This is a genomic window from Microcystis sp. M_QC_C_20170808_M9Col, from assembly GCF_007095495.1.
Taxonomy (GTDB): domain Bacteria; phylum Cyanobacteriota; class Cyanobacteriia; order Cyanobacteriales; family Microcystaceae; genus Microcystis; species Microcystis aeruginosa.
In genome coordinates this window covers 1-21,578 of the sequence record NZ_SFBZ01000027.1, presented here as the reverse complement: position 1 = coordinate 21,578, position 21,578 = coordinate 1, and the positions used below count along the sequence as shown (strand labels likewise).

Here is a 21,578-nt window from a genome sequence, read left to right as displayed (position 1 = left end):
GACTCTGTGTAAGACAGTACATGGTTTTTTAACTGTGGTATGCGACGGTGGTGGAAGCAGAAACTTAAATCGTGAGGTTTAGGAATCGCCGCACTTTTAGGGCGGCGAGGATGTCAAAACTCTAATCCTCGTGCTTTCCCCGGTCTTTTCCCAGGGCTGTGGGGCAAACGAGTGGAACCCGAAAGGAGGGAACGGTCAAGATACAATGCTAACCCTTACTCGCACTGACAACGGCAAATCCATCACCATGCAGGTCAATGACCTACTGCTACTGTCCCTCGACGAGAATCCCACTACCGGCTTTCAGTGGGCGCTTGATGGCGGCGGGAGCGATTTAGTGAAGCTGCAGTCCTCTGAGTATGTACCTGCCGGGGAGTCGAAAGTCGGCGGGGGCGGTCAGAGAGTCCTGACCTTTAAAGCGCAACGGGCTGGGATAGGCCAACTAAAGCTTAAGCTCTGGCGAGAGTGGCAGGGAGAGCCGTCAATTGTCGAACGATTTACTGTCACGCTCCAAGTCCGAGAGTAAAGGCTTCTCAGATAGCCAAGGGCTAGTGAGTAACGACTTAGGAGGAAAGGAAAAATGAGTGAAACATTTGTAATTCCCGCAATGGGATGGTTGCCCGACTATCCCGATATTCGTGATGTCACTTTTCAATCTGAACGCGTACCGTCCAAACTGCAAGCTTTGGGACAGCCATCTGTCAAGCAAATGCTGGCCAAAGTGGGAGCAACGACATCTGCCCCAGCAGCGCTGCCAGCCAGCGTGGACTTGAGGCCGTGGTGTTCCCCCATGGAGGATCAAAAAACTATCGGTTCTTGTACGGCCCACGCTGGGGTCGGACTGGTTGAATATTTTGAGCGGCGAGCTTTTGGCAAACACCTCCATGCTTCCAGACTCTTTCTCTACAAAGTGACGCGCAACTTGCTCAAATGGACGGGAGATACGGGAGCCTTCCTGCGCTCAACAATGTACGCCCTCACCTTGTTTGGCGTACCACCAGAAGAATACTATCCCTACAATATCGCTGATTTGGACAAGGAGCCGTCGGCATTCTGCTACGCTTTTGGCCAAAGCTATCAGGCGATTTCCTACTACCGCCTCGATCCGCCCGGGACGGCAAGAGACGCACTGTTAGCTCGGATTAAAACCGAATTGTCGAAAGGTCTGCCCTCGATGTTTGGCTTTACTGTTTATAGTTCTATCAGTCAGGGCAACACGACCGGCAAGATTCCTTACCCGACTCGGGGCGAACGGGTTGAAGGCGGTCACGCCATTGACGCAGTTGGTTACGACGACAACCTCAAGATTAAGAATACTAACCCCGGTGGCATTGAAACCACTGGTGCCTTGCTGATTCGCAACTCTTGGGGGACGGGATGGGGAAGCGCTGGCTACGGCTGGCTGCCCTACAAGTACGTCCTCGATGGTCTGGCAACTGATTGGTGGTCCCTAATCAAGAGTGAATGGGTCGATACGGGACAGTTCGGATAGGAGACCGATTCGATAAGGTGTGAGGGGCAAAATAAAGGCTTCTGGTGAGTTTTTTCAGAATAGGGGGGACGCTGGGAAAACTCACCGTTTGTTGAATTTTTTAGGGGAAGCTTTGTGACATACCCATCGCTAAAAGCGAGGGCTTCCTGCTTCCTCCGTTTTGATTACTGTTCTGGCATGGAAAGATGGTCAAAAAAAGTAAAAACAGAAGCACGTTCAAAATGTTTTTACTCCAGCCTTTAGTGAGCTAAGGCAATACTAGCAATTAATGGATCGGCTCTACCAATTTGGCAGAATTTAGAAATATCCTGTAACTTACCGTTCATCAATAACTGAAATTTAAGCATAGATGCGATCCTCGATCGCCACCGATTGCAGAAGTCTTTCCACGATAGCTTTAGCTTGACGACCGTGACTAGGAATCAGACGATGGCAGAAGACGTAGGGAGTAATTAACTTAACATCATCGGGGATAGCATAATCGCGACCTTCGAGGAAAGCGTAAGCTTGAACTGCTTTTTGCAAAACCACACAACCCCGGGGACTGACTCCTAAACTAATATCTTCGTGATCACGGGTAGCGCGGACTAAATCGACGATATATTGCTGTAAAGTGGGAGCGACCCGAACCAGACTGACTAATCTTTGCAATTCTCCCACCTGTTCTAGGGAAATACAAGCTTCTAGGGATTTAACCGTCTCTTGAGAATGCTGTCTTTGTAACATTTTTAATTCTTCTGCTGCGCTGGGATAACCCAAACTCAGGCAAACGGCAAAACGGTCCATTTGCGCTTCTGGAAGCGGAAAAGTGCCTTGATATTCGATCGGATTTTGGGTGGCGATAACAAAGAAGGGTTGGGGGACCGGCCGCGCTTCTCCATCGATGGTAACTTGTTTTTCTTCCATGACTTCTAGAAGTGCCGATTGGGTGCGCGGGGTGGCCCGGTTGATTTCATCGGCCAGCAGGACGTTAGCAAAAGCGGGGCCGGGGATAAATTCAAATTCGCGACTGTTGGGGTTCCAAATCGTCGTTCCCGTGATATCACTAGGAAGGAGGTCGGGGGTGCATTGTACCCGTTGGAAACGACCGTTAATTGAACGCGCTAAGGATTTGGCTAACAGGGTTTTGCCGACTCCGGGGACATCTTCGAGGAGAGCGTGGCCACCACTGAGTAAAGCCACCAGCACAATGCGAATCGATTCGGTTTGGCCGACGATGCTCTGGCTCAAATTTTCCATCAAAATATCAATAGCGTCTCTCATAGTACAAATGGGGGATTTTGTCAAGAAGATTAATGTTAAGTTTTTTTGATCTTAACGATTCTTTTCCTAATTTGCCCAAACTAGCGAGGAAAGTTGACAGACAATGGCGGGAAGTTTTCTGCTAGGGAGCTAATCGGGGTTAGGGTTGGGAGCATGAAGAAAATTAGTTAAGAATTGTTGCCAGTGGGCGAAATCAAGATTTTCAGTCGGTTCAGTACGGTAAAATCGAGAAGAATTTCTCTTAATCAGTGAAGATGAAAGCCAGTTCACTCGTTTTTAGTCTTGTTTTAGGAATCACTGCCAGTACATTAACCAATAGTTTACCCGAAAATTTGACTTTCAATTCTCGGAAAATATTGGCTCAAGATCAGGCTCCTTCCTGTCCCCTTCCTCCAGATCTTGCCATCACTTTTCGCAATAGTGAATGTCAGGCAATTACCCTAGAAAAACCCCAGACTTTCTTCCGTTATTATAGTGACGAAAATTACAAAAAAGGTCGTTTTCTAACCACGGATCAATATACCACCAATGTGGAGGTGATCAGAAATTTAGCCCTCGATCAAAAGTGGAATCCTCCCAATCAAGCGACCAAAGTGGTATCGGTGACTTTACCTGCGGGAACAACGGTTTATCAAGGAATTGTCGCCCCCCAGAATCCGGCTGATTGTTATCCCGGTGGTGGTCAGCAAACTTTTATTAAAGACTCGCGAGATGCCAATATACAATGGGGAGAGGGGCGAGCAATAACGGTTACATCTCTTTCCTGTCGCTAGAATATTATGGAAACGAACATGAGGGAATTAATTCAATCAATTGACCAAGCTATTACCGTGGCCGAACAGATGCGGGAAACAAAAATATCGACTCGGATTGAGGGTTTAATTTCTGTCCTGAAAACCATCAAAAGTCAGGCTTTAGCTGGTCAATTACCACCGTCTCAAGGCATTGTTACCCTAGGATTAGCGCGAGAAGTAGCTGATTGGATCGATTCCCTCGATTCTCCTTTATTGAAAGCGGTGGGTAAAGTGGAAAGAGAATACCAAAAATATTAGGAATTGTCAGTTACAGAAGTTAGAATTAATCGAGAGCGATCGCAGTCTATCTCGATCTGATTTTTTAATTGATCGAGAGAATTAAATTTCTGTTCTGGCCGCAGGAATTGCACTAAATCCATCGTTAAAATGCGATCATATACATAGCCCGACCAATCCAATAAATGGATTTCCACACTGATAGTTTTTCCCTCGATCGTGGGACGATAACCGATATTCATAACTGCCGGTAAGCGAGAACCATCAAGAGGCACCCAACCGCAATAAACCCCGAATCGCGGCAATAATTTATCGGGGGGAACCTGTAGATTAGCGGTATGAAAACCTAATTTTCTGCCTAGCTGTTGCCCGATGACCACACGACCGGTTAAACTGTAGGGACGACCTAACATTTGCCCAGCTTGCTCAACGTTTCCTGCTGCCAAAGCTTGACGAATTAGGGAACTACTAATCCGACCCGCCCCACAGTTTTTTAAACCAACAATCTCGACTTTAATATTAAATTGAGAGGCGATCTGTAATAAATCTTCGGCTGTACCTTGACGACGATAACCGAAGCGAAAATCTTGACCAACACTGATCGATTTAGCCTGTAATTTTGCTACTAAAATCTGTTCGACAAAAGCCAAGGGAGTCAGGGAAGCTAATTCAGCCGAAAAAGGCAGTAAAACTAATTGTTTAACGCCTAAATTCTCCAAAACCTCCACCTTTTCCCCTAGAGGAGTTAATAACTGCCATTTTTCTCGCGTAAAAAATTCCCGCGGGTGGGGAGTAAAACTAACAACGGTGGGATAAGCGGGGCCATCCTGAAAAATTGGCTGTAGGACGGTTTGATGACCTAGGTGCAAACCATCAAAGTTACCAAGAGCGATCGCACAAGGGGCTAAAATACGGGTATTAGGGGAATCTACAATCCACACGCTGGCTTTAGGAACAGATACAAGAGAACAATTCAAGCGATTAATCTTGAGTGTAGCCTTTTGATTCTATATCAATCGGGCGATCAAGCCAAAAAAACACCCCCAATTACTTGGAGGCTTTTTCAGAAAAAATAACGGTTCTCTTCGATTTTTGCCAATTGTTTTCAATCTAGAACGAGCTAATCAATTAAGTCTCTTGCCAGATAAGGATTTAGCCGATTTCTGCCCCCTGATCGAACCATACCAAGTAACGAAGAACCAAAATAACTGTCATTAACCTTCTGCTAATTTCAGATCCCGCAGGGCGCTAATATCCACTTGAATCGATGGCCCCATGGAGGAAGAAACGTAAACCGTGCGCCAGTAACGCCCCTTGGCCCCGGAAGGCCGGTTTCTGTCCACCGTTTCCTGTAAAGCTTTCAAATTGACTAACAGATCCTCAGCACTAAAAGAAGCTTTACCAAATTGAACGTGAACGATCCCAGTGCGATCAGCCCGGAATTCCAATTTACCCGCTTTAAACTCAGCGATTGCCCCCGTTAAATCCGTGGTTACGGTTCCCCCTTTCGGTGAAGGCATTAAACCCCGTGGACCAAGTTGACGACCTAATTTCGCCACTTTCGGCATCATATCGGGGGTGGCGATTAACACCTCGAAATCCATCATCCCCTTGGCGATTTCTTCGATTAATTCTTCCGAACCAACGATATCGGCCCCGGCGTTGTTCGCTTCCTGTACCTTTTCCCCGCGAGTAATGACCGCTACTCGCACCGTGCGTCCGGTTCCTTTGGGTAAACTTACCGTTGTCCGCAGTTGTTGGTCGGTATATTTAGGATCGATACCTAAACGAATATGAGCTTCGGCGGTTTCGTCGAATTTCGCCGTCGCTAATTCCTTTAATAATGTCAGTGCCTCTAATGGCTCGTAGGCTTTATTTTCTACCTTAGCCTGGGCATCTCGCAAACGTCGTGAAACTTTTTTTACCATCTGATTTGTTGCTCCTTGGGTAATAACGAAGCTTAACTTCTCCCCGAAATAAGATTTAGTCTGAGATCTTGACACCCATATTTCTGGCCGTTCCCGCCACAATATTCATGGCCGCTTCGATGTCGTTAGCGTTAAGATCGGGCATTTTAGTTTGGGCGATTTCCCGTAATTGGTCGCGGGTAATGGTGGCGACAAATTTCTTGTTGGGTTCGTTGGAACCTCTTTCCACACCGGCCGCTTTGCGGATGAGAACGGAAGCGGGGGGAGTTTTGAGGACAAAGGTAAAACTACGATCCTCAAAAACGGAGATTTCCACAGGGATGATCATCCCAGCCTGATCGGCGGTTTTAGCGTTGTAATCTTTACAAAACGCCATAATATTCACCCCGTGTTGACCTAAAGCAGGACCCACGGGAGGAGCAGGGTTAGCCTTACCAGCAGGTAAAGCTAGTTTAATAATTGCGACGACTTTTTTAGCCATGATTTAGTTTTGTTTTTCGACTTGATTAAATTCCAATTCGACCGGGGTATCCCGACCAAAAATGGAGAGCAGGGCCTTGAGTTTGCCGCGCTCGGGACTAACTTCGATCACTTCCCCTTCAAAGTCCTTAAATGGACCAGATAGAACCAAGATTTGATCGCCAACTTCCATATTGATTTTGACGACGGGTTCTTGAATCTGAGCTTGTTTGAAGATGCGATCGACTTCTGACATACTCAAGGGTAGCGGGGTGACGTGACCGCGGCCGCGTCCGTAGTGGCGCTTTTGTTCGGCCCCGACAAAGTTGATCACGTGGGGGGTGTTTTTTACCACCTGCCAAGCGTCATCATCCATGATCATTTTGATCAGGACATAACCGGGGAAGACTTTTTCCTCACCATGTTGCCGTGAACCATCCTTGCGGACTTTGACGGTGGCCGCTTGGGGAATCTGGACTTGCAGAATGCGATCGGCCACATCGAGGGTGTGGATGCGCTGTTCCAAATTAGCTTTGACCCGTTTCTCACAACCAGAAGCCACCTGCACGGCATACCAACGGGGTTTTTTCGGTAGGCCGCTGAGATTGACTTCTTCGGGAAACTGCTCTTCTTCTAGACTCATGGGAACACCTTCCCCGCACCCCAGGCAAAGAATTTATCAATCAGATAGATGAGAGTGGCTACCAAAGTCACCATTAACATCACGGCCGCTGATTCACTCAAAAGTTGCTGACGGGAAGGCCAGACGACTTTGGCGAGTTCTTCTTTGCTTTCATTGACGAATTCCTTGACCTGAAAGGAGCTTCCCTCTTTCTTGTCGCTCGTGTCTTTTTCTAGGGTTTCTTTTTTGGCCACGATCGCTACTCCTTAAAATGATACTCAAGCTATCCTTAACTTATCATTTTCACCGGACAACCCACACTAACCCCCAGACATTTAGATCATGTCCTTTGCAGTTATCGGCTTGGTGATTACCAAACGCGCCCTGGAGGACTTGAACCCCCGACATCAGGTTTTGGAGACCTGCGTTCTACCAACTGAACTAAGAGCGCCCATTCGCTAAACTATTGGGCTTTTTTAAGGCCTTTATTTATTATAGCGTAGTTGTTGGCGATTGAGCAACTTTCTTGGTTAGGCTGTCGCCGGAAAATTTTTAGAGAGGGCGATCGAAACGTTCTTGTACCCTGGTGGCTTTGCCAACCCGATCGCGCAGATAGTAGAGTTTCGCCCGACGTACTTTACCACGACGGATGATCTTGATACTAGCAACCCGCGGCGAGTGGAGTAGGAAGACTCTTTCTACTCCCACACCCTGGAAGACTTTGCGTACTGTAATCGTTTCGTTGATACCGCCATGGCGTTTGGCGATGACAATGCCCTCGTAGGGCTGAATCCGCTCTTTATCTCCTTCAACGATTCGCACCCCTACCCGGATCGTGTCACCGACATGGATAATGGGCAGATCGCTCTTGAGATACTCGGCTTCGATTGATTTGATAATCTCTTCCGTTTTCATCGGCTTTCGTAAAACTGACAGTTTTCCATCATACCATATTTTTTGAGTAAAAAGCAATAGCTATTAGCTTTCCTAGCACTGAGCGTTGCTGACTTGCCGATGCTGTCACCAGATGTTAGGGTGATTGTCCCGGATTACGGTCATTATCAACTGGGAAGGCTCTTGCCCTTAACTGCCACTCTAGAGACGGTAATAAGCACATCTCTAGAGAATTTCTCTAATCCCTAATTAACTTCTCGAACCGCGATAAATGCGATCAGCTTGGGAGGGGTCTAAATAAGTGTAGCCCGGTTTTTGGGTTGAGGAGCCATTCTTTTTCGCCACAGTATTAACCGCAGGAGTCGCTTTTTTTACGTCCGCATTAGTCCGGATATAATCCTCAGAAATCTTGAAGGGATGACTATTGGGAAGGTGACGACTAGAGGGTAAACTTTCTGCTGCTTCGGGATGGGCAATTTTACTATGGGGAGCGACAAAATCGTGTAGGATGGGATCATAGGCTAAAATTTCACCAGTTTCAATCCGAAAAATCCAACCGTGTAGAGATAATTTACCCTGATGTAATCGGGAACGAATAATTGGATAGCTTTGCAAATTACTTAACTGATTGAGAACATTTTCTGCTACTGTCACCTCGATCAGTTCTTCCCCTTCTAGTTCTTTGTAATTATCCTTAACTAAACGTCGAGTAGCTTCTGCTTGCTTTAACCAATCGTAAACTAAAGGCATTTCATCGGCCAGACTTTGCAATTTTAACAAACCTTTCATCGCTCCACAATGGGAGTGACCGCAGATAATCACTTGCTCGATGCCGAGAGCGTTGATAGCATATTCTATAGATGCACCTTCACCACCATTGGTTGCTCCGTAGGGAGGAATTATATTCCCCGCATTACGAATTACGAATAATTCCCCCACCTCCGCTTGGGTAATTAGGTTAGGATCGATCCTGGAATCGGAACAGGTGATAAACAGTATTCTCGGTTTTTGTCCGTGGGAGAGTTGCTCAAATAATTGCCGATGTTCATCAAAATAACCACTCTGGAACTTTTCTAGTCCCTGTAGGAGTTTCTTCATAATAATTTTTCTGGTTTAGTTTGATCGCTATTGAGTCGATCCTTTCAGCATTATCGGGCATGAGATAACAGCAATGCAACCGGCCAGATTAGCGATCGCTATCGGCGGCGAGATTGGTTATATCTTGTTAAGATAAGATACAGACTGTATCTAAGCAAATTTTATTCTATGGAAACTGCAACAATTTTGGGTATTTCGATCGCTGCCGCTTTGGTGGGGATTACCGCTTTAGCTCTTTATACCGCTTTTGGACCGCCAGCTGCAGAATTAAGCGATCCTTTTGAAGATCACGAAGATTAATTCTTTAATAACCATGTAGCTATCTGCCAAGGAAAAAGTTGCTCGACGGGATCGATCGCTCTTTCTAAACCGTCGATCGATTCTTTTATTGTTAATTGTAATTGATTTTGCCAATCAATAACAGCGTTTTCTCCCTGACATTCATAAACGCGCATTACCCAACCCCGAAAGGATGTTTCACTTTGTTTGAAACTCATTAAAATTAAGTTATCGGCCGAGAATTTTAACCATTGTGCCACGGGTGGCAACTGGTTTGATTGAGAAGAATTAGTAATAAAAACAACGGTGACAGGTGAGTTTAACTGCCAAGCGTGATGGACAGTTTTCGCCGTTTTCCAGTTACCTTGATGGGGATATATTGCATAGGTAAATTCTTGTTTCCCCAGATCCGCCTCGGGATCGGGCCATCGGGGACTTCTCAACAGAGTTAATCGCAGTTGCCGGTTAGTAGCATCATAGCCATATTTATTATTATTTAAAAGACTCACCCCGTAGTTTGCCTCTGTATCGGTTAAATCCGCCCATTTATGACCGTAAACTTCCCATTTTGGTGATTCTGGTTTGTGGGAACGCTCGATCGCACCACAGGCAATTTCATAGGTGGTAAAATCGCTGTTTAGGGTAAGAGGAAAAGCGGTTTTTACTAAAGTATGTTCTTGCTGCCAATTAACAATAGTTTTAATCTGGAGAATAGGAGAATCTTTTTCTAAGATATAATCTTGACAAAATTCCGAATCAGCTAAACTTCTGATCACGCGAATCTGCCAGCGCAAGGCACCACATTCTAAGCATTCGATCAATTTTAATACTGTTTTAGGTAAGGGATATTGTTGATAATTCGGATCGATATTCCAAGCGTCCCAATATTGTCCTTGATCTTTAAATCCCTGTAATTGGTTCCCCGCAGCTTGCAGGATTTCTTTTTGATTAATTATATCAAATATACTATCTATATCCCCCGTTTCCGAGTTAATAGTAACTTTAAGCAAGCCATTATCTAAAATAAATTGGCAGTTAGTTAAATTTTTCTCGGTTGCTTGCTGATTGGCAACTAACCAAAATAACTTATAACCCACAGCAGGAATATTTTCAGCGATAAATAACAGTTGATTGTCGTGGGATAATTGCGAAGGACAGAGACAATTATTTAAGTCATAAACCGAGCAATTTACAGATTCTACAGCTAAAGAGATAACCTGGGATCTTTCCCAGTTAAGAGAATTAAAAACTAGAAAAGGTTTTGCTTGGGGATGGGGGGGATTAGGTAAATTAATTTGATTGGCAATTGCCTGTAAAGCTTGATCTAAAATTGCTTCAACCGTGGCGATAACTTGCCGCCATAACTGATTAGCATCCCTAAACACTTCGGGGATCGAAGTACCCGGCAGTATATCATGAAACTGATTTAATAAAACCTTTTTCCATGCGGATTCTATCTCGACTTTCGGATAGGGAATCTCTAGTAAGATATTAGCCAGAGAAGACCATAATTCTCCTTGATACAAGAGGATTTCACAGTAACGATTATAGGCCTTTTGGTCGGCGTGGGTAGTATAACAACCGCGATGGAATTCTAGATATAATTCATCATCCCAGATAGGGAGATTACTTGTCTCCAGACTGTTCAGATAAGTTGTTGCTTGGCTAAATTTTAACTGGGGGAAAAAAGGAGATTTTTGCCAACGTTGGGCCACCTCTAACATATCACGAGTCGGGCCGCCGCCATGGTCGCCAACACCGGGCAACCAAAAAATATCTTTTAAGCCGGTTTGCCGTTCCCAATTGAGAGCATGATCGGTCATAATAATTGGGTTAGTATCCATAACTCCGGCAACATTGGGAGGAGACATTAGGGAAAGAATTTTACTGCCATCGGGAGATTGCCACCAGAAAAAACCGTGGGGAAATTTAGTCGTATCATTCCAATGTAGTTTCCCAGTTACAAAATATTTGATGCCAAAGGATTTAAGAATTTGTGGCAATTGGTAGGGAAACCCAAAGGTATCCGGCAGCCAAGCAGTTTCAGTGATTTGTCCAAATTTTTCTTGAAAATATTTTTGTCCATAAAGCAGCTGTCGAAATAGGGATTCCCCGGAGATTAAATTGACTTCTGGTTCTACCCACATCCCGCCCAAAAGTTCCCAGGATTGCCCTTTATATGCCTCTAGCATTGCTTCAAACAGGTCAGGATGATGTTTTTCTATCCATTCGTAAATTAGGGGGCTAGAATGACCAAATACTAGGTTAGGAAAATCTTTTTGCAGGTTTAAAACCGAGATAAAAGTGTTTTTTGCCACTTGCCAAGTTTCTGCCAACGGCCACAACCAAGCCAGATCTAAATGTGCGTGACCGAGAAGATGAAAACTGCGTTCTTTGAGAGGTTGAGCGAGGGGTTGTAGGGATTGACGAATTGATTCTAGGGATTGATTAAATCTATATTTGTTGGTGACATTATCCCAGTCAATATTATCGAGAGTAGCGGTAAAAGCCGCTAAGTTTTCAGGATAAAAAGTTTGTAGATAATTATGGAGAATGGTTAATTCATCAGCGACAAAACTAGGATCGATAGCTTGGCTATATTCATAGATTAACTGCGATTTCATCAAACCACCAATATCATGATTGGGGCTGACTAAACGGAGAGTAACAAGGATTTCTTGACCAGTAGAGACAGAGTTGGAAAGTAAAATGCGGGTGGAAGAATCAAAGAGGTCTCCTGCTTGGATCAATTGATTATTAACATAAATTTTGACATCTTCCGCCCACCAAGTTAAGATTAATCTCAGTTCCATTCCCGCTAAAGGATAACCGGCTAAATGTTCGGGGACAATAATTTTTTGAGTTAGATATTGGATTTGTCTGCCGGCCGGCCAAATAATGTATTGTTTTTCATTGAGGGTGACGGGTTGAATTGGTTTTCCCGCTGCTGTAGCGATAAACCAATTTTTCTGAACATCTCTGCGGGTGAGGTGAGACAGTTTAGCGATGTTGTCGAGGGGAGACATGAGCCAACAAATAAGTTAATTTTGACTATTTTAGGCGATCGAGGACTAATTGGGGTCTGCTGAAAAAGTTTTTCCTAGGGGCAGGGTGTAGGGTGTGGGGTGTGGGGTGTGGGGTTTTACCCATTTTCATCGGGTAAATTACCTAATTTTCAGGGAAAAAGTCCCTAAATTTACCCCCCGATCCCTCCAATGGCCGGTACTTTTTGATTTCAAAAAAGCCTAAAAATATTATCCAACAAGGTTTTTAGATTTATTCAGGAGACCCTACTTAATCTCATCCTTCAACGGTTTATTGAGAATGAGCAGGGAAGAGAAAGCCCGTGATGAGGATTGAACTCATGACCTCACCCTTACCAAGGGTGTGCTCTACCACTGAGCTACACGGGCATTGATCGTGGTGGGCCGGGCCGGATTCGAACCAGCGTAGGCGTAGCCAACGGATTTACAGTCCGCCCCCATTAACCACTCGGGCACCGACCCATTAATTCCACGATTAACAATCATAGCACCCTTAGCTAAAACACACAAGTGTTTAGGGAAAAAAATTTTTGAGCCATAAAATAACTCCCGTTAAAGCCATGGCTTTAACGGGAGTTTTCTGATAATCTTGAAGATTACTTCAAAGCGTCTTCTTCCTTGTGGGTGAGGATCACACAGTCAGAGGTAGGATAGGCGACGCAGGTGAGGACATAACCCGCTTCAATTTGATCGTCATCTAAGAAGGATTGATCGGATTGATCGACAGTACCGGATTCAAGTTTACCTGCACAGGTGGAGCAAGCTCCTGCGCGGCAGGAATAAGGTAAGTCCACTCCTTGCTCTTCAGCTATATCGAGAATGTACTCATCATCGGGAACCTCAATTTCATGGTTGCCATCGGGTGTTATCAGGGTGACTTTATAAGTTGCCATCGGTTGTTCCTCTTAATTAAATGCTAGTGAAAGCGGCAGTCTCTACAATTGCCTCTCGCTCGTAGTCAGATTGAACGATTGGAGCGAGTTTCATTTTTGATACTACGGGAAAATCTGCCTGACTCAGCCTTGCATTAGTAATGACAGTCTTAAATAAACTTAAAATAAAATTTACTTATAGATCTAACCCAGAATTCTTGACGCTCCTTGCTCGATCTCTAGATAATTTCATCGATCTACAATCTAGCTAAACTAACCAATACTAAGCATTTGGAGCTATAATGTTAATTGTTTTTTTAGCCTTAAGCCGATTTTTGTTAAATATTAATTTAACTTATAGTTAAGATAGATGTCGATGAATTGTCTTTAACCCAGCCAAGAAATTGCTTTTCGGCACTACTGCCGGTAACACATCTAGGGAAACTATGAAAAAATATAAGTACCTAAGCAAAATTAATTACACATATCTAACCACCTCTTGCCTCTTGCCTCTTGCCTCTTGCCTATCTTCACTAGGAAATTAATTTTGCACGACTACTTATTGACAATCAAACCAATAAATGATAAAGGGAGATAAATCCCCTGTTGCCAGGGGTAGCATCCGTTAAAACGGATGGCTAACCCTCCCTGACGATTTCTTGGTTTTCGGATTGTCAGTTTTCCAGGATCTGGTTCACTGATTACCGGTCACTAATTACTTATTAGGTTGGGGAGTCATGCGTAGATAGGGTTTAATTTCTTCAACTCCTTTGGGGAATTTGCTACGAGCTTCTTCAGTGGGAATAGAGGGAACCACCACACAATCGCCGCCGTCGGTCCAGTTAGCGGGGGTAGCCACTTGATAGTTATCGGTGAGCTGCAGGGAGTCAATCACCCGCAGGATCTCGTTAAAATTGCGTCCCGTGCTGGCAGGATAGGTAATGGTTAAACGTAATTTTTTGTTGGGATCGATGATAAACACCGAACGTACCGTCAGATTATTGAGGGAATTGGGGTGAATCATGCCGTAGAGATCCGACACTTTGCGATCGCCATCGGCGATAATCGGATAGTTAACGGTAGTGTTTTGAGTTTCGTTGATGTCATTAATCCAACCCCGATGGGATTCGGCACTATCCACACTCAAAGCGATCACTTTCACATTGCGTCGCTCAAATTCTGACTTAAGACTAGCCACCGTACCTAATTCCGTGGTACAAACGGGGGTATAATCAGCCGGGTGCGAGAACAGCACCACCCAGCTATCTCCTACCCACTGGTGAAAAGAAATCGGACCTTCACTAGAATCTTGTGTAAAATCTGGAACGATATCACCCAATTGGAGAGCCATAATTGTGTCTTCCTTATTATGTATTTCAAGACAAGCAACAGTTTATGATGCCATAGGAGTGCTGTTCGTCATTGATAATTTTAGGGATTTATAATAATTGGGTTAGCCATCAGCCTTTTCAGGGATCAGGGATCAGATTTGAGTTATCAGTTCACTGATCTCCCGGCTCCCCCATCACCCAACCCCCAAAATCCTTCCCCTAGTACGGCCAAATGGGTTATCGGAAATTTGGGTTGAAAACCCCGTCCTTTTAGGACGACTTTGTGCTAGAATGCTCGTAGGTTGCTGACCGTGAGAACGTGAGGAAACAAGTTAAATGTCCTACTCCGTCATCTCAAAATTTCTAACAGTCAATGGTGTTTAATTAAGTCCAAACTGTCAGAACGCCAAACAATTAAATACTGTGGGACACACAGAAATTTACGCTTGGGGAGTAGTCTTTGAGAGTGCTTGCCTTATAGGTGTAGTCTGACTAGACATGAAACTGTAAGACCAAAATTAGCTTTGCTAGTAGAGGCAAGATTCAGCCCAAGAATCTCCGCCCGAAAAGTGCGGAGAGTGTCAAGATCTGGTCTAATGGCATGATATAACTTTTTTAACTAGCTATCAGCGTTCAGCTAATAGCTAGGCTGCGGTGGCAAATCCCAACTACCCACCCTATGCCTAGTCGGAAAGCTGACGGCTTAATTTCTTGTCCTGATCGTTAATTTGCCTTGGTTTTAGGAGACCACAACTGCAATGAAGAATCTTGTTCGTCTGCTGGCGGTAATTGCCTTGATTATCGGGAGTTTTTGGGGCAAAGTTCCCGCTCAAGCTCTCAATCTCACCTCGATCGCCCTTCCCTCTCTTCCTGTGGCGGTCTTAAATGCGGCTGATGCCAAACTAACCACAGAATTTGGGGCGAAAATCGACCTTAATAACAGTGATATTCGCGATTTCCGGGACTTGAGAGGGTTCTATCCCAATTTAGCCGGTAAAATCATCAAAAACGCCCCCTACCAAGAAGTGGAAGATGTCCTCAATATCCCCGGACTCTCGGCCACTCAAAAAGAGCGTTTACAGGCTAATCTGGAGAAATTTACCGTTACTGAGCCTTCTAAAGAATTTATCGAGGGTGATGACCGTTTTAACCCCGGAGTTTACTAAATCCAGTTAATGGCGGTTTTAAAAAAATTCCAAGGTGAGCGATCGCTCACCTTTTTCAGTGATTAGCGTCTGAAGGCAAGAGGCAAAAGGCAAGAGGCAAAAGAAAGAATCTGGCATACTGCCCCAAGCTAAAAACTGGCGATTTTTGCCAGAACTATAGAGAAATGAAATGCTAGAATAAATAGAATTTATCAATTAACTCCTACATGGTCGTTTCCTCGCAACTGCCGAGTTATCAAGATGTTTTAGTGGTGGGATCGGGAGCGGCGGGATTGTATGCCGCACTGTGTTTACCCCCTAACTTAAAGGTGGGTTTAATTACCAAAGAAGATTTAAAAACTGGGGCTAGTGATTGGGCGCAGGGAGGAATTGCGGCAGCCACCTCCCCGGCAGATTCCCCCGTTTTCCATTTAGAAGATACCCTGAAAGCCGGAGCGGGCTTATGCGATCGCTATGCCGTGCAGTTTTTAGTCGAGAAAGCCCCCCAAGCGATCGCTGATTTGCTGCGGTTAGGAGTTAGTTTTGATCGCTCCGGAGACGACTTAGCCCGCACTCTTGAGGCTGCCCACTCCCAGGCCCGGGTGCTGCACGCAGCTGATCGCACGGGGAGAGCGATCGTCAGTACCCTGATGGAAAAAGTGGTCGAACGCCCCAATATTACCATTATTCCCCAAGCGATCGCGCTGAAACTCTGGCTTGACCCGGAAGGGCAACGCTGTCAAGGTATTTGTTTACTCCATCAAGATCATCTCTGTTGGCTGCGAGCGCAAGCAGTCATTCTGGCTACGGGAGGCGGCGGTCAAGTCTACGCCCAAACCACTAATCCCGCCGTTAGCACTGGGGATGGAGTCGCCCTGGCTTGGCGTGCTGGGGCAGTGATTCGCGACCCGGAATTTTTTCAGTTTCACCCCACCGCTTTGACTGTGCCGGGGGCGCCGCGGTTTTTAATTAGTGAAGCGGTGCGCGGCGAAGGAGCGCATTTAATTGATGCCCAGGGGCGGCGTTTTGCCTTCGATTACCATCCGGCCGGAGAATTAGCCCCCCGGGATGTGGTGAGTCGGGCGATTTTTAGCCATTTGCAAAAAACCTCCGACGATCCCGCCCATGCCAAAGTATATCTAGATTTAAGACCAATCGAACCGGAGCGTCTGCGTTATCGTTTCCCCAATATTATCCGCATCTGTCAAAAATGGGGCATTAATGTGCTTGAGGATGTGATTCCAGTCGCCCCCGCCGCTCACTATTGGATGGGAGGAGTGGCCACCGATTTAAACGCCGGCACTTCTCTACCCGGTTTGTATGCGATCGGCGAAGCCGCTAGTACAGGTGTCCACGGTGCCAATCGTTTAGCCAGTAATTCTCTCTTGGAATGTATTGTCTTTGCGGCAAAGTTAGTTGAAATAGGTCTAGAGCCAGAAAACTTTCGTGGGGAAAGACCAGAAAAACCCTTAGAAATTGCGGAAAATTGGCAGGAAGAACAGGAATACTGGCAAACAGTACGGAGAGAATTACCGATTTTAATGTGGGAAAATGCGGGAATTTGCCGATTTCAAAATGAGTTAGAAATTGCTATCCTACGGGTGCAACAGTGGAAACAACAGTTACATTCCTTAAAGATGGGCCAATTTCTCCAGAATCTTCTTCCCGACAAAGGACAATTATTTTTGTGTCCCTCGGTGCAGTTAGAAATAAGAACAGCGATCGAGACATTAAATCTTCTAGACATCGCCGACTTAATTCTGGAAAGTGCCTTATTACGAGCAGAAAGCCGAGGCGGTCACTATCGGGGCGATTATCCAGAAACCGTAGCTAATTGGCAATTCCACACGACTATTCAAGGTCGAACGTGGCGCAAAACGCCTGTGCAAGCTTAATTAAGCCAGTTTTTCACAGATAATCCCTAAGCTCTAAACAGTGGACTCTATCCTCGCTTCTAGGAGCCGTACTATTCGCCCCACGCTCACCGAGGGTTTTTCCCAATCATCGCGGTCTATGACCCATCTCTGGAGTTCAGTGCTTTTCATTTATGGCTTTTAGGCTATCATAACTTTTACCCCCCCCTAAACAGTTACATTAATTCTATGATCAAACCCAATTTCCTATTTTTGTTAGCTATCGGTGTGAGCAGTTGGGGTCATAATTTCCAGACTTTACCCACGGCTAACGCTCAAACTCCCCCTAGGTTAGAGCAACCCCAGACTGTCGCCACTTACGATCAGTTGATGAAAGCTGGTTACGAAGCTACAGCCCAAAGAAATTACCAACTCGCCCTAGAAAAATTTCAACAAGCTCTGGCACAACGTCCGAACGATACATTTGCTCAAAATGCGATCGCTAATATGCAGAAGTATCTAGGTCAAAACGCTGCGGCCGCCAACGCAGCCGCCGGAAATGAGACTTCACCAATACCGTTAATTGCTGGCTCGGCTCTGTTATCCATCGCTTTATTGGCAGCTTTACTATCGCTTTTCTTTCAATATCGTCCCAAGGGCAAAGCCTCAAAACGCCGCAAAAAGACAACTTACGTCAATCCTAAAAACCCACTCAACAACTTTTCTAGGGGCAATGGCAATTCCTTCGACGCCGACACCAAAACGGGCAGTGACATTAATGGCAGTGGTGAAGAGGATTTTGAGCCTTCTTTGCCCGTACAAGCTACCTCCCGTATCCCGAACGTAGACTTAATCCTGCGTTTAATTGAAAGTCTTCGCGATAACGATCCTCGTACCCGTAGACGGGCGGTTTGGAAACTGGCACAAATGTCCGATTCTAGGGCAATGCAGCCTTTAGTCGATAGTATGGTGGATGGGGATTCCTACGAACGTAGTTTAACCCTAGAAGCCCTCGCTCAAATCTGTACCCGCTCCCTGCGACCGATGAACCAAGCTTTGGCCATCTCCCTCCAGGATAAAAATCCCCAAGTGCGGAAAAATGCTATCCGGGATTTAACCAGACTCTACGATATCATGTCTCAGATCAGTCAATTAATTTGTCATGCCCTCGATGATTCCGATGAAGAAGTGCAAGAAACAGCACGCTGGGCAATCAGACAGTTAAATCTGCAATTACCCCCCCGTTTAGATATTGCTCCCCTAGAAACCACTGGTGAACCGGAAGATGATGACGTACAGGATACTTCCTTCACTGAAACCACACCCACAGAGGTGCAAAATTGAGTCGAAAACTGTTATTTCTCTCCACCCCCGTGGGATTTTTGGGTTCGGGGGGCGGCGGTGGCGTAGAATTAACTCTTTATAATCTCGCTCGCACTCTCACCAGGCAAGGCTATCCGGTGCGGGTAGTGGCTCCAGAAGCCTCGCAGTTGCATGATATTCCCTTAATCACTATAGCAGGAAATGCCCAGATTTCTGCCCAAAGTCAGGGCCGGCAAGCCCCGATTTTAATGCCCGAAAATGCCGTTTTGGCCAATATGTGGCACTACGCCCAACAGGTACAAAATCAGTACGATTTAATTGTTAATTTTGCCTACGATTGGCTCCCTTTTTATCTCACTCCTTTTTTTACCACTCCCGTCGCCCATTTAGTCAGCATGGCTTCCGTTTCTTTGGCGATGGATCATATTATTGAAAAAACCTACAGCAATTTTCCCCATTTACTCGCTTTTCACACCCTCGCCCAAGCAGAAACTTTCTCCCTCTCTCCCCCCTATCGCTGTTTGGCTAATGGTTTAGACGTATCTTTGTATCAGTTTCGGGACGATCCTTCCCCCTGTCTAGCCTGGGTGGGACGGATTGCCCCGGAAAAGGCTTTGGAAGATGCGATCGCAGCTTGTCAACAGTTAGGTGTCCCTTTACGGGTTTTCGGTCATATTTCCGATCCTCTCTACTGGCAAAATTTACAGGATACCTATAGTTTCGATTTAGTCGATTATCGCGGGTTTTTGCCCACCGAGAGCCTACAAAAAGAGCTAGGCGACTGTTTTGGCCTGTTGATGACCCCGCGCTGGCTTGAGGCTTTTGGTAACGTGGCTATTGAAGCTTTAGCCTGTGGTGTTCCCGTAGTTGCCTATCGTCGCGGTGGTCCGGTAGAAATTATCGAAGATGGAAAAACTGGTTTTTTAGTTGAACCCGATAGTATCGAGGGATTAGTTACAGGAATTAAAAATTTAAACCAGATCGATCGATATTTTTGTCGTGCAGTAGTCGAGCAAAAATATTCCCTAGAAGCCTTGGCAAATCGGGCTATTAATTGGTTTGAAGAAATTTTTTGTCAGTGAGGGAGCAGGGTTTTTAGCTGGAGTCTAATATAATAGAAGCAGCGATATGGTTCGAGAGTGCCTTTCTGTCACCATACAGCAACAGAAAGGCACAAATCTCTATTTACTGGGGGTTAAAGTCATGAAAGCTTTAGCATTTAAACCTCATCCAGTTATTTGGCTCGGTTCGCTCTGCGTAGCTTTTTTCCTAGTTCCTTGTCCTGGTCTAGCTCTGACGGTTCAAGAAGTACCCAATCCTCGACAAGTTTCCGGGGGATGGGTGACAGATAAAGCCGAGATTCTTCAACCGGAAACAGAAACCCAACTGAACCAGATGATCGCTCGGTTAGAAGCCAAAAACGGAGCGGAAATAGCAGTGGTAACTGTACCGGAAACTGCTCCCGCCGCCTCTCCTAAAGAGTTTACGACCAACCTTTTCAACTATTGGAAAATTGGCAAAAAAGGCCAAGATAACGGCGTGCTATTTTTGATTTCAGTCAAAGACCGCCGCGTGGAAATTGAGACAGGATATGGAGTAGAGGGGATTTTACCCGATGGGAAAGTTGGCAATATTATCAAGACACAGATAACGCCGCGCTTCCGGCAAAAAGATTTTGATGGCGGGACTTTGGCAGGGACCAGAGCCATAATTGTCTCCTTAGAACCATCCTTGAGTAAAGAGTTGACTCAAGATACCCCCCAGAATAATAGCCGAGGAGAACGTTTCTGGATGTGGTTAGGTGTTGCTATTGGCGGCGGTTCGGTTATTTACCTGATATTGATTTTTCGACTCGTGTATATTGAACCCAATGGCCGATCACGCACCAAAAATTGCTTGGGAGGACGGTTACATTGTGCTATATGTCAGCAACCCCTAAAACTCCTGGATTTAACCGAAGTACTGCCTTATCTCAGTGAAACAGAGAGAATTGCACAAGATATTGGCAGTATTAATTTTCAAGGCTGGCAGTGTCCTAATTGCTGTTCTTCTCTCAGTAAACCAGCTTTTCACATACGTGCTAATGTCAGTAGTTCCCAACAATATGAATCTTGTCCAACTTGTCAAGAATTGACCATGAAGCAACAAGAAACAATTCTGCAACCAGCAACCCAATATCAAGAGGGGAAACGCCGCATTATCTCCATCTGTCAGTGCTGTGGTTATTGCCAAGAAAGGGAAGAAATAATTCCTCGCCTTCCTCTACCCATCCCTAATAACAATGTAGTTAGCAGCAGTGTTAGTTTTAGCGGTGGAGATAGCGGCGGCCGTATTTTTAGTGGTGGAGATAGCGGCGGCCGTATTTTTAGTGGTGGAGATAGCGGCGGCAGTAGTTTTAGTGACGGAGATAGTGGCGGCAGTAGTTTTGGTGGTGGAGATAGCGGCGGCGGTGGTGCTGGGGACAGTTGGTAATGGCCGTTTGTGATCGAACACCGTGAATCTCTGGGAAATTTTCTAAGATTAGCCATGAACGACAAAGAAATTCGCATTCCTGAAGAAATTGTGCCAGAGGTGCTAGAACTTGCCTCGCGATACTATGCTGATTACACGCAGAGCTTCGCCGAGTCGGAATTAGTAGCCGCTGCCAAAGAAGTGCGGATTCCGGCTGAATTTATCCAACAAGCGATTCGGGAAGTTCAGAGGCAACGCCAGCAAAAGTTAGAGCGACAGAAGAAGGCGACACAACAACGCCAGAGATTGCTATCTGTGGGGGTAGGTATAATAGGGGTGATTGCGCTTTCGGGAATGTGGACATATAACTGAACTTCCCCATACATATATACCATAACAGCCGAAAACCCTTATCCATCAATGGATACACCCCCTTAACTTTTCTTAATGTACCCATGTAATTTGTAACATTTCTTAATGGACAAGAATTCTC

General features: G+C 45.5%; 22 protein-coding genes and 3 tRNA genes. 11 read left to right on the top strand and 14 right to left on the bottom strand.

The window, feature by feature from the left end; genetic code table 11:
• Positions 1-130: 130 nt before the first annotated feature.
• Positions 131-526 (top strand): protease inhibitor I42 family protein, encoded by a 396-nt coding sequence (locus EWV68_RS01850; RefSeq protein WP_287168617.1) that lies wholly within the window; start codon positions 131-133, stop codon positions 524-526.
• A gap of 54 nt (positions 527-580) precedes the next feature.
• On the top strand, positions 581-1,492 hold the full coding sequence (locus EWV68_RS01845; protein WP_287710671.1) for a C1 family peptidase: 912 nt from the start codon (positions 581-583) through the stop codon (positions 1,490-1,492).
• Between the two features lie 339 nt (positions 1,493-1,831).
• On the opposite strand, the gene EWV68_RS01840 is transcribed toward EWV68_RS01845, so the two are convergent.
• Positions 1,832-2,755 (bottom strand): AAA family ATPase, encoded by a 924-nt coding sequence (locus EWV68_RS01840; RefSeq protein ID WP_287168615.1) that lies wholly within the window; start codon positions 2,753-2,755, stop codon positions 1,832-1,834.
• Positions 2,756-3,009: 254 nt separating this feature from the next.
• Here EWV68_RS01840 and EWV68_RS01835 point away from each other — a divergent pair, with 254 nt between their 5' ends.
• Positions 3,010-3,528 carry a hypothetical protein gene (locus EWV68_RS01835; protein ID WP_287168614.1) on the top strand — a complete coding sequence of 173 codons (519 nt, stop codon included), beginning with the start codon at positions 3,010-3,012 and terminating at the stop codon, positions 3,526-3,528.
• A gap of 6 nt (positions 3,529-3,534) precedes the next feature.
• Positions 3,535-3,807 (top strand): hypothetical protein, encoded by a 273-nt coding sequence (locus EWV68_RS01830; RefSeq protein WP_043997626.1) that lies wholly within the window; start codon positions 3,535-3,537, stop codon positions 3,805-3,807.
• On the opposite strand, the gene EWV68_RS01825 is transcribed toward EWV68_RS01830, so the two are convergent.
• From EWV68_RS01825 to EWV68_RS01790, 8 genes are all read right to left on the bottom strand, one after another.
• Positions 3,804-4,727: a bifunctional riboflavin kinase/FAD synthetase gene (locus tag EWV68_RS01825; protein WP_287168613.1), complete on the bottom strand. Its 924-nt coding sequence runs from the start codon at positions 4,725-4,727 to the stop codon at positions 3,804-3,806. The genes EWV68_RS01830 and EWV68_RS01825 overlap by 4 nt on opposite strands.
• Before the next feature lie 273 nt (positions 4,728-5,000).
• Positions 5,001-5,714 carry a 50S ribosomal protein L1 gene (rplA, locus tag EWV68_RS01820; RefSeq protein WP_002796882.1) on the bottom strand — a complete coding sequence of 238 codons (714 nt, stop codon included), beginning with the start codon at positions 5,712-5,714 and terminating at the stop codon, positions 5,001-5,003.
• A gap of 55 nt (positions 5,715-5,769) precedes the next feature.
• On the bottom strand, positions 5,770-6,195 hold the full coding sequence (rplK, locus tag EWV68_RS01815) for a 50S ribosomal protein L11 (RefSeq protein WP_002735897.1): 426 nt from the start codon (positions 6,193-6,195) through the stop codon (positions 5,770-5,772).
• 3 nt (positions 6,196-6,198) lie between these two features.
• Positions 6,199-6,816: a transcription termination/antitermination protein NusG gene (gene nusG, locus EWV68_RS01810; protein ID WP_287168611.1), complete on the bottom strand. Its 618-nt coding sequence runs from the start codon at positions 6,814-6,816 to the stop codon at positions 6,199-6,201.
• Positions 6,813-7,049 (bottom strand): preprotein translocase subunit SecE, encoded by a 237-nt coding sequence (secE, locus tag EWV68_RS01805; RefSeq protein WP_002761141.1) that lies wholly within the window; start codon positions 7,047-7,049, stop codon positions 6,813-6,815. Before secE ends, nusG begins: the two co-directional genes overlap by 4 nt.
• 124 nt (positions 7,050-7,173) lie before the next feature.
• A tRNA-Trp gene (locus tag EWV68_RS01800) sits at positions 7,174-7,246 on the bottom strand.
• A 101-nt stretch (positions 7,247-7,347) separates the two neighbouring features.
• A complete protein-coding gene (gene rplS, locus EWV68_RS01795; protein ID WP_002738040.1) occupies positions 7,348-7,710 on the bottom strand; it encodes a 50S ribosomal protein L19 in 363 nt (120 codons plus the stop codon).
• 228 nt (positions 7,711-7,938) lie between these two features.
• Positions 7,939-8,787 carry a carbonic anhydrase gene (locus EWV68_RS01790; RefSeq protein WP_287168610.1) on the bottom strand — a complete coding sequence of 283 codons (849 nt, stop codon included), beginning with the start codon at positions 8,785-8,787 and terminating at the stop codon, positions 7,939-7,941.
• 168 nt (positions 8,788-8,955) lie between these two features.
• Between EWV68_RS01790 and psbN the strand changes: the two genes are divergently transcribed.
• Positions 8,956-9,087 carry a photosystem II reaction center protein PsbN gene (gene psbN / locus EWV68_RS01785; RefSeq protein WP_002761150.1) on the top strand — a complete coding sequence of 44 codons (132 nt, stop codon included), beginning with the start codon at positions 8,956-8,958 and terminating at the stop codon, positions 9,085-9,087.
• Here psbN and EWV68_RS01780 read toward each other — a convergent pair.
• From EWV68_RS01780 to EWV68_RS01760, 5 genes are all read right to left on the bottom strand, one after another.
• Positions 9,084-12,092, bottom strand: coding sequence for an alpha-mannosidase (locus EWV68_RS01780; RefSeq protein ID WP_287168609.1), 3,009 nt, complete (start codon positions 12,090-12,092; stop codon positions 9,084-9,086). The two genes, psbN and EWV68_RS01780, sit on opposite strands and share 4 nt — an antisense overlap.
• A gap of 315 nt (positions 12,093-12,407) precedes the next feature.
• Positions 12,408-12,479 (bottom strand) — tRNA-Thr (locus EWV68_RS01775).
• Positions 12,480-12,487: 8 nt separating this feature from the next.
• Positions 12,488-12,572 (bottom strand) — tRNA-Tyr (locus EWV68_RS01770).
• A gap of 134 nt (positions 12,573-12,706) precedes the next feature.
• A complete protein-coding gene (locus EWV68_RS01765; RefSeq protein WP_061431884.1) occupies positions 12,707-13,003 on the bottom strand; it encodes a ferredoxin in 297 nt (98 codons plus the stop codon).
• Between the two features lie 694 nt (positions 13,004-13,697).
• The gene (locus tag EWV68_RS01760; RefSeq protein WP_002761158.1) at positions 13,698-14,333 is read right to left on the bottom strand and encodes a peroxiredoxin; all 636 of its coding nucleotides are present in this window, start codon (positions 14,331-14,333) and stop codon (positions 13,698-13,700) included.
• Positions 14,334-15,071: 738 nt separating this feature from the next.
• Between EWV68_RS01760 and psbU the strand changes: the two genes are divergently transcribed.
• From psbU to EWV68_RS01730, 6 genes are all read left to right on the top strand, one after another.
• On the top strand, positions 15,072-15,479 hold the full coding sequence (gene psbU / locus EWV68_RS01755; protein ID WP_002761160.1) for a photosystem II complex extrinsic protein PsbU: 408 nt from the start codon (positions 15,072-15,074) through the stop codon (positions 15,477-15,479).
• Between the two features lie 206 nt (positions 15,480-15,685).
• Complete coding sequence (gene nadB / locus EWV68_RS01750; RefSeq protein WP_287168608.1) at positions 15,686-17,353, top strand: L-aspartate oxidase; 1,668 nt, start codon at positions 15,686-15,688, stop codon at positions 17,351-17,353.
• Positions 17,354-17,560: 207 nt separating this feature from the next.
• Positions 17,561-18,655, top strand: coding sequence for a HEAT repeat domain-containing protein (locus EWV68_RS01745; protein ID WP_061431887.1), 1,095 nt, complete (start codon positions 17,561-17,563; stop codon positions 18,653-18,655).
• Positions 18,652-19,716: a glycosyltransferase family 4 protein gene (locus EWV68_RS01740; protein ID WP_061431888.1), complete on the top strand. Its 1,065-nt coding sequence runs from the start codon at positions 18,652-18,654 to the stop codon at positions 19,714-19,716. Before EWV68_RS01745 ends, EWV68_RS01740 begins: the two co-directional genes overlap by 4 nt.
• Positions 19,717-19,762: 46 nt before the next feature.
• On the top strand, positions 19,763-21,106 hold the full coding sequence (locus EWV68_RS01735; RefSeq protein WP_287168606.1) for a TPM domain-containing protein: 1,344 nt from the start codon (positions 19,763-19,765) through the stop codon (positions 21,104-21,106).
• Between the two features lie 9 nt (positions 21,107-21,115).
• Positions 21,116-21,457 carry a hypothetical protein gene (locus EWV68_RS01730; protein ID WP_061431890.1) on the top strand — a complete coding sequence of 114 codons (342 nt, stop codon included), beginning with the start codon at positions 21,116-21,118 and terminating at the stop codon, positions 21,455-21,457.
• Positions 21,458-21,578: the final 121 nt, after the last annotated feature.